The sequence below is a fragment of the Geomonas sp. genome, from assembly GCF_056994735.1.
In genome coordinates, this window is record NZ_JBXKJL010000430.1 from 1 (window position 1) to 13,568 (window position 13,568).

General features: G+C 62.7%; 9 protein-coding genes. All 9 read right to left on the minus strand.

Going from position 1 to position 13,568, the window contains the following annotated elements:
* A partial coding sequence (aroC, locus tag AC11W3_RS18755; RefSeq protein ID WP_484093532.1) for a chorismate synthase occupies positions 1 to 1,088 on the minus strand: 1,088 nt, incomplete at its 3' end.
* A gap of 84 nt (positions 1,089 to 1,172) precedes the next feature.
* Positions 1,173 to 1,481 (minus strand): disulfide isomerase DsbC N-terminal domain-containing protein, encoded by a 309-nt coding sequence (locus AC11W3_RS18760; RefSeq protein WP_484088495.1) that lies wholly within the window; start codon positions 1,479 to 1,481, stop codon positions 1,173 to 1,175.
* A 38-nt stretch (positions 1,482 to 1,519) separates the two neighbouring features.
* On the minus strand, positions 1,520 to 7,039 hold the full coding sequence (locus tag AC11W3_RS18765; protein ID WP_484088494.1) for a beta strand repeat-containing protein: 5,520 nt from the start codon (positions 7,037 to 7,039) through the stop codon (positions 1,520 to 1,522).
* Positions 7,040 to 7,176: 137 nt separating this feature from the next.
* Positions 7,177 to 7,800 carry a hypothetical protein gene (locus AC11W3_RS18770; protein WP_484088493.1) on the minus strand — a complete coding sequence of 208 codons (624 nt, stop codon included), beginning with the start codon at positions 7,798 to 7,800 and terminating at the stop codon, positions 7,177 to 7,179.
* 9 nt (positions 7,801 to 7,809) lie between these two features.
* Positions 7,810 to 10,728 carry a type IV pilus secretin PilQ gene (locus tag AC11W3_RS18775; protein WP_484088492.1) on the minus strand — a complete coding sequence of 973 codons (2,919 nt, stop codon included), beginning with the start codon at positions 10,726 to 10,728 and terminating at the stop codon, positions 7,810 to 7,812.
* 12 nt (positions 10,729 to 10,740) lie between these two features.
* Positions 10,741 to 11,283, minus strand: a complete 543-nt coding sequence (locus AC11W3_RS18780) for a pilus assembly protein PilP (RefSeq protein ID WP_484088491.1) — start codon at positions 11,281 to 11,283, stop codon at positions 10,741 to 10,743.
* On the minus strand, positions 11,264 to 11,863 hold the full coding sequence (locus AC11W3_RS18785) for a type IV pilus inner membrane component PilO (protein ID WP_484088490.1): 600 nt from the start codon (positions 11,861 to 11,863) through the stop codon (positions 11,264 to 11,266). The genes AC11W3_RS18780 and AC11W3_RS18785 overlap by 20 nt, the downstream gene beginning before the upstream one ends.
* A 102-nt stretch (positions 11,864 to 11,965) precedes the next feature.
* A complete protein-coding gene (locus AC11W3_RS18790; protein ID WP_484088489.1) occupies positions 11,966 to 12,514 on the minus strand; it encodes a PilN domain-containing protein in 549 nt (182 codons plus the stop codon).
* On the minus strand, positions 12,511 to 13,563 hold the full coding sequence (gene pilM / locus AC11W3_RS18795) for a type IV pilus biogenesis protein PilM (protein WP_484093533.1): 1,053 nt from the start codon (positions 13,561 to 13,563) through the stop codon (positions 12,511 to 12,513). Before pilM ends, AC11W3_RS18790 begins: the two co-directional genes overlap by 4 nt.
* Positions 13,564 to 13,568 lie beyond the last annotated feature (5 nt).

Sequence of the window (13,568 nt, forward strand, 5' to 3'; positions counted from 1 at the left end):
ACCTCGATGGCGACTACCGCCTCGGCCACCACGGAGGCGGCCGGAACGGCGCAGACGTCGGAGCGCTCCACGGTAGCCTTGTAGGCTTCCTTGGTGACGATATCGACCGACTGCAGGGGCTGGTAGAGAGTCGGGATCGGCTTCATGGCCCCGGAGATCACGATCTCCTCGCCGTTGGTTATCCCACCTTCCAGCCCGCCTGCGTTGTTGCTCTTCCGGTAGAAGCCACTCTTTTCACCTGCGGCGATGCGGTCGGCATCGAAGAAGATCTCGTCGTGGATCTGGGAGCCGGGCCTTCTGGCGGTCTCGTAACCGGCGCCGACCTCGACGCCCTTGAAGGCTTGGATGCTCATCACTGCACAGGCGAGTCGGGCGTCGAGGCGCCGGTCCCACTGCACGTGGCTCCCCAGCCCTGCCGGCAGGCCGCTCACCCGCACCTCCACCACGCCACCGAGCGTATCGCCGTCAGCCTTGGCGCGATCGATGGCAGCGATCATCTCGACTTCTGCCTCGGCGTCATAGGTGTAGACCGGGGAGGCGGCGATGACGTGCTGCAGCTCCTCTACTCCCAGCTCGGGACGCCTGGCCTTCACGCCCCCCAGTTCCAGCACGCAACCGGTGACGGCGATGCCGAAGCGGGAAAGGAAGGCTTTGGCGACCCCGCCGACGGCGACCCGAACGGCGGTCTCGCGGGCGCTGGAGCGCTCCAGGATGTTCCTCACGTCGCGCTGGTTGTACTTGATGGCGCCGGGAAGATCGGCATGACCGGGACGCGCACGGGTCACGTGGATGCTCTCGTCGCGGTACTCCTCGTAGGGGGACATCCGCTTTTCCCAGTTGACCCAGTCCGAGTTCTCCACCACCAGCGTGATGGGAGAGCCCATGGTCTCCCCCCAGCGCACGCCGGAGAGGATCCGCACCCGGTCGGTCTCGATCTGCATCCTGCCGCCCCGGCCGTATCCGCCTTGCCTGCGGGCCAGATCGTCATTGATTGCTTCTTCGCTGAGATTGAGACCGGAAGGTATACCCTCCACGATCGCCGTCAGCTGCGGGCCGTGTGATTCGCCCGCGGTAAGATACCTCAACATGCCTATTCTCCTACAAGAAAGCCAGGCGTCCCCTGGCTTCCTCTCGACTATTACAGGATTTGCGTTGCAGTCAACCTGTCAGGGTTACTGTTTCGGAAGGAACTTCTTCTGAGTCTCGGCAGTGAGATTGATCTTCTTGTCCAGGGACATGAGACTCCCCGAGAAGACATACTGGGCCTTCTTGTCGACATAGACCACGATCGGCTGCTTGTTTACCCGCAGCACTACCTCATAAAGGCCAGGTACGTCCTTCAGCTCGGAGACCTGCTCCACATCGAAGTTCACCGGCACGATCCTCTTGACTGATTCCTTCACCTGTTCCTTGGTAGGGGCACTGGAACAGGCAACTAACGATAAAGATACTACTGTCACTGCGAGAAGCTTCTTGAACATCTGTTACTCCATGTTGTTAACGTCAGCCTTCCCTGCGCCTAGCGCAGGGTGTGGGAACGGGAAGAGACGCGGATTCCCTTGAGACTGCGGAAAAAGGCGATAAGGGCCAGCAGCGGCAGCGCCAGCAGGCTCAGCGGATACTTGACCGCGAAGATCAGCGGAGTGAGCGCCCAGCGGGTCAGCAGCCTCAGGAACTCGTGCTCCCTGATGAAGTCTGCGACAGGCGGACTGTAGTGATAGTAGAACTTGACGAAGGCGGTACCCGGGCGGCTCTGGAGGAGCACGTTGTCCCTGAAGTGCCTGAGCACCATGACCTGCGGGTCGAGATAGCTGCCGTAGGCGGCGGTGGCGATGAAGCAGCCGCTCTTGCCACCGGAGGAGGGTACCGGGGTGTTCGTGGTCGTGCCGCCGGTGCTGCCGCCTGTGGTGGTGGTTTTGGTCGCGACCACGATCGGATCCTGGATGCTTCCCGCCGTGGGATCGGAATCCATGGTGTCGTTGTCGGTCATGGAGAAGGTGACCTTATTTCCAACTGTTTTCACCGGGGTGATCTCGGTCCAGACGTTATTGGTCACCCGGTAGAAGACCGCGTCAGTCGGGAGGGTGACGAAGTCGACGTTCACGTCCACCGTCCCTGCGGGCTGAACCTGGTCGAGCCGCACGGAGATGGCCTGCGAGATGGTGACGTCGGCCGGCTTGGTAGAGGTCAGCACCGCCGAGGTCGGGCTCAGCGTGTAGGAGGATATGGCGCTGTTCAGGGTGGTGCCGGCGCTCCCCGGGGCGATCGAGGCGAGCGCGGTGGCACCGGTACCGGCGAGGTTGAGGCTCGCGGTCTCGCCGCTCTGGAACTTGACGGTAAATGTCCCGGAGTAGGCCTTGGCCTGCGGCGGCAGGAAGGAGATCGACACCAGCAGTGTCGAGCCGCCGTTAATGGTGTAGTTGGGGTTCACGATGCCGCTAAAGGACGCATCGGTGAAGCTTGAACCGCTTATTACCATCGGGGAGTTGCCGGCGTTTTTGATCAGCACGTTCTTGGTGACAGTGACGTATCCCCCGGCCAGGACGTTTCCGAAGTCCTGCGAGGTGATCTCGACAGGAGTCTGGGCATTGTCGGTAAAGACGATGGTTCCGGCGTTCGAGGTGTTGCTGCCTACGGTGGAGTTGAAGTGCTGGGTGGCGCTCCTCCCGGTCGGCGTCCCCTGGAGGTCTTCCACGACCTTGAGGTCGAAGGTGTAGGGGCCGGCCGTGGTCGGTGTCCCGGCTATGGTCCCCACGACAGTGTCGAGACCAAGCCCTTTCGGCAGGGCTCCGCCGATGAGGCTCCAGGTGTAGTTGTAGGTACTCGGGTCGCCGCTGTTCTTAAGCGTCACGTCTACCGGAGTTCCGACGGTGAGGACTCCCAGCGTCGTGGTGGTTATCGACAGCGCCGACGCGGTCGCCACCTTGATCGAGAGGTCCTGTGTGGTCTTGGCCCCGACCGCATCGACCACCTGAATGGTGAAGCCATAGCTCTGGGCGGCGCCGGTCGGAATGCCGCTGATGGTCCCGGTCAGCGAGTCGAGCAGGAGGCCGGGGGGAAGCCCGGTGCTGCTCGTTATGCTCCAGGTATAGGGACCTGTCCCGCCTGACATGGAGAGCTGCTGCAAGTACAGGTTGTAGGTGGAGGCGTCGGGGAGAGTGCTGGTCAGGATCGCCACTGCCGGGCTGATGGTCACGGCATAGGACTTGGTCGCCTTGGAGGCGTTGCTGTCCGTGGCCGCTATGGTGAAGGTGTAGGAGCCGGCGGCAGTCGGTGTACCGGTAATTTTTCCGGTAGCGGCATCGAGGGTCAGGCCGGGGATGGGGCTGGTGGTGCCGGCGCCGGAACCCGCGGAGATGGACCAGGTGACACTCGGTTTACCGCCGCTGAACGCCAGTTGCTGGCTATAGCCGGCCGTTCCCTGGGTCCAGTTGGACAGGGCCGTGGTGGTGATGCTGAGCGGGTTCACCACCGTGATGGTGTACGTCTTGGCCTTCACGGCCCCGGAAGTGTCGCTGACCTGCAGCGAGAAGGAGTAGGTGCCGGTCGTGGTGGGAGTTCCGCTCACCAGCCCGGTGTAAGGATTGAGGCCCAGACCTCCCGGCAGCCCCCCGGCGGTGATGGCCCAGGAGTACGGCGATTTGCCGCCGGTGGCTTGGAACTGGTAGCTGTAGCCGGTCCCGGTGGTGGCGTCCACAGGGCTGCCGGTTCCGGTGGTGGGGTTCGAAATATCGAGCGCTGCATTGATCTGGATACTGAGGACCTTGGTGGTCGAGGCGCCGGTGGTGTCGGTGACCTTGACCGTGAAACCGAAGGGTCCGGTGTCGGGAGAGACTGCGGTGGAGAACCCGGAGATGGTGCCGGTGCTGGAGTCGAGGTTCAGCCCCGGCGGCAGCGTCCCGGTCACTGACCAGGTGTAGGAGGGCGTCCCGCCCAGCATGGAGAGCGGCTGTGAGTAGTTGCTGCCGACCACGCTGGAGGGGAGGCTCGAAGTCGTTATGGTCATTGCCGGGTTGATCACCAGCGAGAAGGTCTTGGTGGCGACGAAGGTCTTGCCGGTACCGGAGTCGGTGTAGGTCGCGGAAACGGTGAGCGAGTTGGTGCCTGCCAAAAACGGGCCCTGGCTGGTAGTGCTCTCATCCGTGATAACACCTGTCGAGGTAACCTGCAGTCCCTGCGGTGCGGAGCCAACGACGGCCCAGGAGACGCCCGAGGAGAGGGGGGTTCCATCCGCCCCGGCGGCGGTAAGCTGCTGGCTGTAGCCGCGCTGCAGCTGGGTCCAGGGCTTAAGCGACGTCGTGGTGATGCTGATCGAGGTGACGTTGATGGTGAACTGCTTGGTCGCCTTGGTCCCGGCGCCGTCCGTCACAGAAACCCAGAAGGAGTAGGAAGGGAGGGCCGAGGAGTTGACCGTTCCGCTGATTTTGCCGGTAGCCGGGTCGAGGGAGAGTCCCGGCGGGAGGACGCCGGAGGTGACAGACCAGGAACCGTAGGGGACCACGCCGCCGTTGGCGCTCAGGGTGGCGCCGGGGTAGACGGCGCCTGCCGCTGCGTCGGGGAGCGTGGTATTGGCGATGGAGAGCGGCAGCGTGCCGACGCCGGCTCCGGAGAGGTAGACCACCGATTTCCCGCCGTCGGAGTTGAAGACCATCTGGTAGCCCTTGGTCGGGTCCGAGAAGGAACCTGCGCCGGTCGGTGCGAAACGGACCGTCATGTCGGCGCTGGTCCCGGGGGCGACCGTGTACGGCTTCGGCGTGGTGAAGGAATACGGCGAGGTCGGGTCGGAGATCGAGCTGATGGTCAAAAGCGAGTTACCGTCGTTGCGGATCTTGAAGGAGATGTCCTTGTACGGGGTGCTGCTGGTGACGTCGACATTGCCGAAGTCGATGGAACCGCTGTATATCGGGTTGCCGGAAGTATCGGTGATGACCAGCTGCGGCAGGGTGGAGAACTCGAGGAGCTGGCCGTAGATGTCGGCGTTATTGTTGAGCCTGCCGTCCTTCCAGACCACCAGGAACTTCCTGAAGTAGACGTCGCCGAAGGCGATGGCCGGGGCGATCTGGTTGGCGGAATTGACGGTGATGATGGTGTTGCCGCCGGACAACTGACCCTGCGGGTCGATGAACTGACCGTAGATGTCCATGTTGGAGATGTTCGCGGTCTGGTTGCGGGCATCCTCCCAGGCCACCAGGAACCTCTGGTTCACGTTGTCGAAGGCGGCGACCGGGGAGCTCTGATCGCCTGCGACAGTGGAGACGTTGATCTGGCTGCCGTACTTCTGGAAGCTGGTCACGTCCAGGAGCTGGGCGTAGATGTCCTTGCCGGTGGTACCGGCATTGACGTTGTCCTCCCACGCGATCAGGAGCCTGTTCGTGTTCGGATCGACAGCCAGCGACGGAGAGGTGGCCTCTGACCCGAAGGTGTAATCGTTGACCAGCCCGAGTCCGGTATCGCGGCGGAGCTTGATCTTGGTATTGGCATCCGCGTCGCGGGTCGCAAAGAGGGAGGAGTAGCGGCAGGCCGAGGAGCCGGAGATCTTGCTGTAGTTCACGGTCATGGTCACGGTCTGGTTGATGCCGCCCCAGGCCAGGTAGGTCTCGCCGCTGCTGGCGTTGAAGGCCAGCTTCGGTTTGGATTCGGAGGTCTGCACGCTCCAGTCGCTGATAATGGCGCCACCGGTGTCCTTCAGGCCCGTCATGTTGACGATGCCTGAGAAGGATTTCTTCCTTCCGAGGCCACCGGTGGAGGGGTCGATGTCGACGGTCCTTATGATGTTATCATCGGCGTTCGGGTGCGGGACATAGTTGACCATGATGTAGTTGCTGCAGCCGGTCCCTTGCAGCTGCAAGGTGTGATTGGTATCAAGGTCACTGGTATCCATCCACCCCACCACGAATTTCTGGGTGACGGGGTTGTAGAGTACGTCAGGATCGATCTGGCCGGTATGGGCCGTGATGCCGTAGCGGAGCCCGCCTCCGGAATAACCGATGATCGGGCTGGTCAGGGTGAGGGTAGTCGCGTTCACCACTGACGCGATCTGGTAGTAGCTGCCCATGACCTCGATCATGTCGCCTGGCAACGCACCGGACGCGGTGAAATCGGTGCCGGTACCGGTCACGACATTCGACGGGGTAGCGGACCCATAGGAGAGATAGGAAAGACCGGCCACGGATACGGGGAGGCTATTGACCAGGGGGAAGATATAGGAAGAGGTCAAGGTTAGATGGGTGTTGTCCTGGACCGAATCGACTGCGTACTGGACGGAGTCGATAAAGAAGACCTGCCCCGCCGCGACCCCGCTGGTCAGGAAGCTGGTGCCGGAGCCGACCACGATGGTCGGTGCGCTTGTGGAGACTGAGACCGTGCCGTTGTAGACCGCGGGGGTGTAGTCGCCTGTGACCGAGACCGTTCCGGGCAAGCTGGCCGCCACGTGCTCGGTGATGGGAAAGTTGCTGGGGGTCGCGGAGGCCCCTCCGCTCTTGGTCAGATAGGAGCCGTCAGCGGCCAGGAACTGCCCGTAGATCTGGCTGTAGCCGTTGCGGGAGTCGGTCCAGACCACCAGGTACTTGCTTTTGGTCGGGTCGGTGGTGTTCGGGAAGAAGGCGACCTTGGGCTGGCGCTGGTCGAGGTGCTGCCCCGTGGTATAGGTGGTGTCGGAGATCTGGAAGTCGGTCTTGACGAAAGTTGTCTGCGTCCCGGTCTTGGCCGTCGTCGTCGTGGTGTTGTCGAAGCGCGGCTTGCCGTCGACGTAGGTGTTCTTCCCTTGGACTATGTTGCCGAAGATGGAGGTATGGCCGTCAGTGGGCCTGGAGTCGGTCCACACGGTCAGGTACCGGTGGTTGATGGTATCGTAGGCAACAGCGGGCTGCGACTGGTCGTTGGTGTCGCTGGTCAGCTGCAGGTCCTGATCGAGCACCTTGGCGGCCGTCCTCTTCGCCGTCGTTGCGCCGCTCTTTCCGTCACGCTGTCCGGAGCAACTGAAAAGCACGGCCAGGGCCAGCAGTAGCATGATCCAGCTTATCTTCCTTTGAAAATTCATCTGACACCCCTCCAGTTCAGTCTCAATCCAATGCAAATCAATCAAATAACTGCCAAGGCTGTTGCTACAAAGACTGCCCCGGAGCTGTGGCTCCCGGGCAGTCCGGAAAAGCTGGTCCCACAGAAGAAGTGGCCGTGCTAGATGAGGTCTGTGAAGTTGACCAGCAGGAAACCGGGAGCGGTAATGGTGGCGACCCGGTTGGTGTTGACCTCAAGCGCCTCGAACGAGACCGTTGCGCGATAGCTCAGGATAGCATTGGTGCACGAGGTGGTGAGGCCGATTTCGTTGGCGATGAAGGCCTTCAGCTCTCTGGTGAGGAATGTGACCGACACCGCGGTGCTTCCCGGGGTAATCAGCTGCCCCGCCGAGGGGTTCTGGGTCTGGAAGTTGACGGGGAGCGCCGGCGTGTCGCTGTTGGCCGGGGTCAGTACCACGGTGATCTTGTCGATGATCAGGTTCGACGCGGTGGTCGGGTTGGTCTGCCCGGTGTTCGGCGTGCTGTAGGGGGTGCTGGTTATGGTGTAGGCCACGTCGTCGGGCTTAATGGTCGGAGTAGCACCCGCCTCGCAGGCGGTGAGGGCTGTGCCGGTGGAACTGGTCCAGCTCGAAACGAGGTCCGCATCGAATGGCCCGGTGGGTGCGCTGGCCGTGGCTTGGACGGTGGCGAACTCACCGGTTCCGCCCGCTTTGGAACCGCAGGAGGTGAGCGCAGCGAGGACCAGGGCAAAGAGAACAAACCTGGCGAGCAACTTTTTCAGCATACTATCTCCTTAAATAACGACCTTCGGCGTGATGAAGATCAGCAATTCGGTTTTGGTCTTCGACTTGTTGTTGGACTTGAACAGCCAGCCCAGGAGCGGTATGTCGGAAAGGAACGGAATGCCGCTGTCGGACTCGGTGTCGCTGTCCACGTAAATCCCGCCGATGACCGTGGTCTCGCCGTTGCCCACAACGAGCTCGGTGGTCGCTTCCTTCTTGTTGATCGGCGGGGGAGATCCGGTACCGGGGGAGTTGTTGCTGGCCTTGATCTTCATGCTGACCGCCCCGTCCGCGGTGATGTGCGGGGTGACCTCCAGGGTCAGGGCCGCCTCGACGAACTCGGTCTTGGTCCCCTCGGCGGAGGTGGTCTGGTACGGAATCGACTGCCCCTGGGAGATCTTGGCAGCCTTGTTGTTCAGGGTCACCACCTTCGGAGTGGAGATGATCTTGATCTGGCCGATGGTGGCCGAGGCCGCCAGGCGCATGTCGAGCTGGACGTTGCTGCTCAGCTTGCCGAAGGACATGCCGAGGCCCATGCCGCCGGAACCGGTGGCCCCGGGGCCGGCGCTGGAGACCACGCCGCCGAAGGTGGAGTCGACCGTGTTGATGCCGGCAAACGAGGCGGAGCCGTCCTTGTAGTGCAGGCCCCACTGGACACCGAGGTCGCGGGAGAAGGTGGAGGTGGCCTCCACGATGCGGGCCTCGATCATCACCTGTCTCTCAGGGGCGTCCAGCGTCCTCAGGAGCTGCTTCATGTCGTCCAGCGCGGGCTGCACGTCCTTGACGATGACCCTGCTGGTCCTCTCGTCGCGGGTGATGGTCCCGCGCTCGCTCTTCAGGGCGGCGAACTGGGTGGCCACGTCGGAGACCGAGGCGTAGTTGACCTCGAAGACCGCGGTGCGAAGTTCCATGCTGCGCTCCGCCGCCCTCTTGGCCGCCTGCTCCTCCTCGGCCTGGGTCTGGATCTTGGCGCGCGGCTTGATCTGGACGATGTTACCCTCGCGAGTCATCCCCAGCCCCTTGGAGTCAAGGATCACGTCGAGTGCCTGGTCCCAGGGGACGTTGACCAGCTTCAAACTGATGGTCCCGGTCACGTCGTCGGAGATCAGGAAGTTCAGGTTGCTCACCTCGGCGATCAGCTGGAAGATCTTCCTGATGTCGGCATCGGAGAATTCCAGCGTCACCCTTCTCCCCTTGTAGACCTTCTTCGCCGGGCGGCTGAGCGCGTCGCCGGTGCGGGGCATCTCGGTCATCTCTTCGGTCTTCACCGGCTTGGCCAGCTCTTCGGCCACCTTCTGTGCCGGGGTCGGCGCCGGGGCCGCCGCGGGCGCCTTGCTCACCAGGACCGGGGCGGACGGGAGCTTGGGAGCGGCGATCGGGCCGGGATTGACCACGTCAAGCACCACCAGGTCGCCCCTGCGGCTCATGGTGAAGGGCTGGTTGCCGCGCACCCTCACCAGCACCTTGGCCACCGGTGCACCTTTCACCTTGACCTGGTAGGGGGTCACCGAGACCACCGGGGAGCCGAACTTGGAGGTGTCGAGCACGCGCTGCAGTCGCTTGGGAACCTGGCAGTTCCTGACCGACAGCGAGATCCCCTGCGGCCCCTTGCTCGGCTGGGAAGGTTCGCAGGTGCCGTAGAGCTTCATGGTGATGCGGGATACCCCGTCGACCACGTTGAAATCGATCGCCTCCAGCGAGCCCTTGGTCCTCGGTGCGGGCGGCACCTCGGCAACCACCGCGGCAGGCTGCGGGACGGCAGGGATGGCCGCGGCCGGAGCAGCGGGCGGTGCCGGAACTGCCGCCTCCTCTGCGGCGGCCGGCGGTGCCGGGACGGCGGCAGGCTCGGCAGCCTTGGCGACCGGTGCGGCCGGCGCCGGGGCCTCAGGTGCGGTCGGGGCGGCGGGAGAGATTCCCGCCGTGGGGCGACGCAGTCCTGCCGATGCCTGGACCGGCGCCTTGGCGGCGCCTTCCCTCGTGAGCCGGATCTTCAAACCCAGATCGGTCTTGACCACCTCGTACGGCGGGAGTTTCCCGCCTTCGGAATCGAGCACCACCCTGAGCTTGTCCGGCGTGGTGCCCACCCGGGCGTTGGCCACGCCGAAGGCGCCGATCGGATAGACCTTCTTGTCGAGGGCGCTCTTCGTGCCGAAGATGTCCAGCACGATGCGGTCGGGCTTGGTGAGCTTGAAGGAGTTGAAGGTCTGCACCACCCCGCCCTCGATGGAGAGCTCCACCCCGTCGGAGGCGGTCAGCACGCCGTTGAGCCTGGGGGAGGTGATGGCCGCATCCTTGTGGCCTGCCGCCTTGGCCGCGGCGGGCGCCGCCGGAGCAGGCTGGCTGTTATGTTCGACTGCCGGGGCGGCGACAAGGGCACTGGCCTCCGGCTGGGATACCGCGGGTTTGGCCGGCTCGGGAGCCAGATTTTTCTCCTCGATCCTGGTCTCGGCCAGCGGCACCTCCGTGGTCTCGGGCTGCTTGGCCTCCGGCGCCACGGTGATGATCAGCTTGCTGCGGTCAGAGGGATCGGTGGCCACGGCGAAATCGGCATCCCTGGTGAGGGAGATCTCCACCCTGGTGAGGACACCGCCTCCGATCGGCTGACGCAGCAGGTCGATACGGCGGATGTTGCCCCTGTTGACCTCGATCGGGCTGGCCACCGCGCCGGGCTCGGTCTGCGAGATGTCGACCACGATCTTGGCTGGCTCCCCGGCCTTGTAGGAGGTGTAGGTAAGGGGCTTGTCGCTGGAGACATCGATACGGGTGGCATCGGCGGAGACGGTGACGGAACGCAGAGTGGCAAAGGCCGAGGCCTCGGTGTGGGCAGGCTCGTTTACCGCAGACATCCGTTTGACGCAGCCGCTGGAGGCTGTCAGCAAAGCGATGAGTGCCATTGCATGACAAAGCATTCTGCAGGGGTACATTCTCATCTATAACGCTCCTTACCTTTTCTTGGCCAGGGTAAGCACGGTCGTTCTCTGCTTCATCCTGCCGCTCCCTTCCTTGAATCTCTCCACGACCTCGACGCTCGAAGCGGTGATCTTCACGATCCGGCCGTTGAGGTTACCTATCTGCATCCCCACCTGGACCACGTAGCCCTTCCCGTTGGGATCGACCACCAGGGCCCTGTTCTCGTTCATGCCGGCGATGATCCCCACCACCTTGAACTTGCTGACCTCGAAGCTCTGGAGAGGGATGCCCTCCCTGGCAGGGACGCCGGCCCCCTGCGCCGTGGCGGCGGGCGGCGGCGGGGCGGCCGGGGCGTACGGCTTGAACGGATCGTTACGCTTGCTGAAATCCAGCTTCCCGCCGGGCTGCGCCACGCTGGAGAGCTGCTTTTGCACCGGCGGCGTGGCGGGCTTCGCCGGCTGTGCAGGCTTCTTCGCCTCGGGGGGAGGAGGGGGCGCCTCCTTCTTCGAGCACCCGGCCACAGCCGCTCCCACGAGCAGGAGGGCGATCAATCTGCTATTTAGGTTTCTTCTCATTCTTGATCTCGGATTTGTCGAGGAAGCGGAAGGTGGTGGCCAGGCAAGTAACCTTGAGCACCGTGCGCCCGTTGACGTTTTTGATGTCGGCCACGCTCACGTTGTTGATGTTGACGATCCTGGGAAGACTGCCGACGGCGGTGAAGAAGTCGGCCACGTTGTAGAAGGTTCCGGAGACGGCGATGTCGACCGGTACCTCCGCATAGAAATCCTTGATCACCTCGGGCTTGGGCCGGAAGAGCAGGAAGTCGAGACCGGCGCTTTTGCCTGCGGAGGAGATGCTGGTCAGGAGCGAGGGGATCTCCTTCTGGTTGGGGAGTTCCGTCAGGGCGTGGTCGAGATCGAGTTTCAGCTGCTCGTATTCGGCCTTGAAGCGCGGGAGGTTGTTGGCGATGCGCTTGCTCTCGTCAATCTGCCTGTGCAGGTCCTCGAGCTGGGTCTGCAACCCATTGAGCTCGTTCATGCGCGGCCGGTAAAGCGAGTAGAAGATGGCGGCACCTTCAACGATCAGCACCAGCATGAGCAGGGCTACCTTCTGCTTGGTGGGAAGCTTCAGTATTTTTTCTACTTGAGGGTCCATGCTCCGGCCTTACTTTCGGTTAGATTGTGATTCGCGGCGTTTCCATTCACCATTCACCATTCACCATTCACCATTCACCATTCACCATTCACCATTCACGCTCTAAGGCTTCTGCTCCTTGATCTGGAACCCCAGGTCGAAGCGCTTTGCCTTCACCCCGCCGCTGTCAGTCTGTTCGGAGACCAGAAGTTCCACGTTGGAGAAGGAACCGGTGGCCTGCAGGTTCTTCATGAAAAGGGCGATCAGCTCCTCGGTCAGGGCGTAGCCCGACACCGAGACGCCGGTGCCGCTCTCGCTGTACTTGGTCAGCCAGACCTTTTCCGGCACCGAGTCCGAGAGGGCGGCGAGCCTTGCCGCGGGGCCGGTCTTGCCGCGCCGCAGCTTGTCCAGGACGTCGAGCTTCTTCTTCACGTCGGCCTGCAGCTTCTTGATGTTGTCGATGGTCCCGATCTTGGTCTTGAGCGCCTTCAGGTCACCTTCAGCCGTCTGGATCTGGGTCTTGGTGGAGCTGATCTGGGCCAGCACCATGCCGTAGAGGCTGAGACCGACGATCAGCACGCCGACCACCGAGATGACGGTGATGGAGAGCTGCTGCCGGACCGTTTCCTTTTTCTTCGATGCCCTAACCGGGAGGAGGTTTATCTTGATCATTTATCGCCAAACCTCCTCGTGGCCAGCCCGACCGCGATCGCCAGCATGGGCGAGATCTCCTCGAGATGGTGCGGGTCGATCTCCTTCTCGGTCACCGCCACCTTAAGGAAGGGGTTCAATATCTCGACCGGCAGCGACAGCCTCTGCTGCACGGAGTCGACCAGCATCGGAGTCTTGGCCGCGCCGCCGCTCAGGTAGACCTTGGCGATCCGTCCCTCGCCCGCGGTCGAGTTGTAGAAGTCGAGCGAGCGACGCATCTCCAGGGCTATGGTTTCGTTCACCCGCTGCAGGATGTCGGTCAACCGCTCGTCCCCGGAGGTGGCGGCGCCGAGCTTCTTCTCCTCGGCGCTTTCGCTGTTCAGGCCGAACTGCTTCTGGATCTCCTCGGTGTAAAGGTTCCCGCCCATCTGGACGTCGCGGGTGAAGAGCGAGACGCCGTCGCGGACCACGTTCAGGTTCATGATGCTGGCGCCGATGTTGACCAGGGCCACCACCTCGCTGGCCCCGGGGCTGTAGTTGGTCTCGAAGGCGTTTTGCACCGCGAAGGAGTCGACGTCGACCACCACCAGCTTCAGGCCGGCCTCCGCGAAGACGGCCAGGTAGTCGTTGATGATGTCCTTCTTGCTCGCCACCAGCAGCACGTTCATCTTGGAGGGGTCCTGCTCGTCGGGCGACAGTATCTGGAAGTCGACGTTCACGTCGTTTATGTCGAAGGGGATGTACTGCTCGGCCTCCCAGTGGATCTGGTCTTCCAGTTCCTCCACCGGCATGACCGGGAGTGAGATCTTTCTGATGATGACGGCGTTGCCGGAAATGGAACAGGCGGCTTCCTTGGCCTTTATCTGGAGGGTAGCCAGCAGGTTCTTGACAGTCTCCACGATGGAAGAGCTGTCCATGAGAGTGTTGTCGACGATGGCCTCGGCCGGAAGGGGGAGCATCCCGACTTTCAGGAGCTGGTATCCCCCCTTCTGCTCACGAAGCTGGACTAGCTTCACAGAGCTCGATCCAATGTCGACACCGATTATCTCCTTCTTCTTGTTGAAAAGCATGGGCT

What these genes read in the sequence shown, in the direction of transcription:
- AC11W3_RS18760 (WP_484088495.1), bottom strand. Translation starts at nt 1,481, where the DNA reads ATGTTCAAGAAGCTTCTCGCAGTGACAGTAGTATCTTTATCGTTAGTT.
- AC11W3_RS18765 (WP_484088494.1), bottom strand. Translation starts at nt 7,039, where the DNA reads ATGAATTTTCAAAGGAAGATAAGCTGGATCATGCTACTGCTGGCCCTG.
- AC11W3_RS18770 (WP_484088493.1), bottom strand. Translation starts at nt 7,800, where the DNA reads ATGCTGAAAAAGTTGCTCGCCAGGTTTGTTCTCTTTGCCCTGGTCCTC.
- AC11W3_RS18775 (WP_484088492.1), bottom strand. Translation starts at nt 10,728, where the DNA reads ATGAGAATGTACCCCTGCAGAATGCTTTGTCATGCAATGGCACTCATC.
- AC11W3_RS18780 (WP_484088491.1), bottom strand. Translation starts at nt 11,283, where the DNA reads ATGAGAAGAAACCTAAATAGCAGATTGATCGCCCTCCTGCTCGTGGGA.
- AC11W3_RS18785 (WP_484088490.1), bottom strand. Translation starts at nt 11,863, where the DNA reads ATGGACCCTCAAGTAGAAAAAATACTGAAGCTTCCCACCAAGCAGAAG.
- AC11W3_RS18790 (WP_484088489.1), bottom strand. Translation starts at nt 12,514, where the DNA reads ATGATCAAGATAAACCTCCTCCCGGTTAGGGCATCGAAGAAAAAGGAA.
- pilM (WP_484093533.1), bottom strand. Translation starts at nt 13,563, where the DNA reads ATGCTTTTCAACAAGAAGAAGGAGATAATCGGTGTCGACATTGGATCG.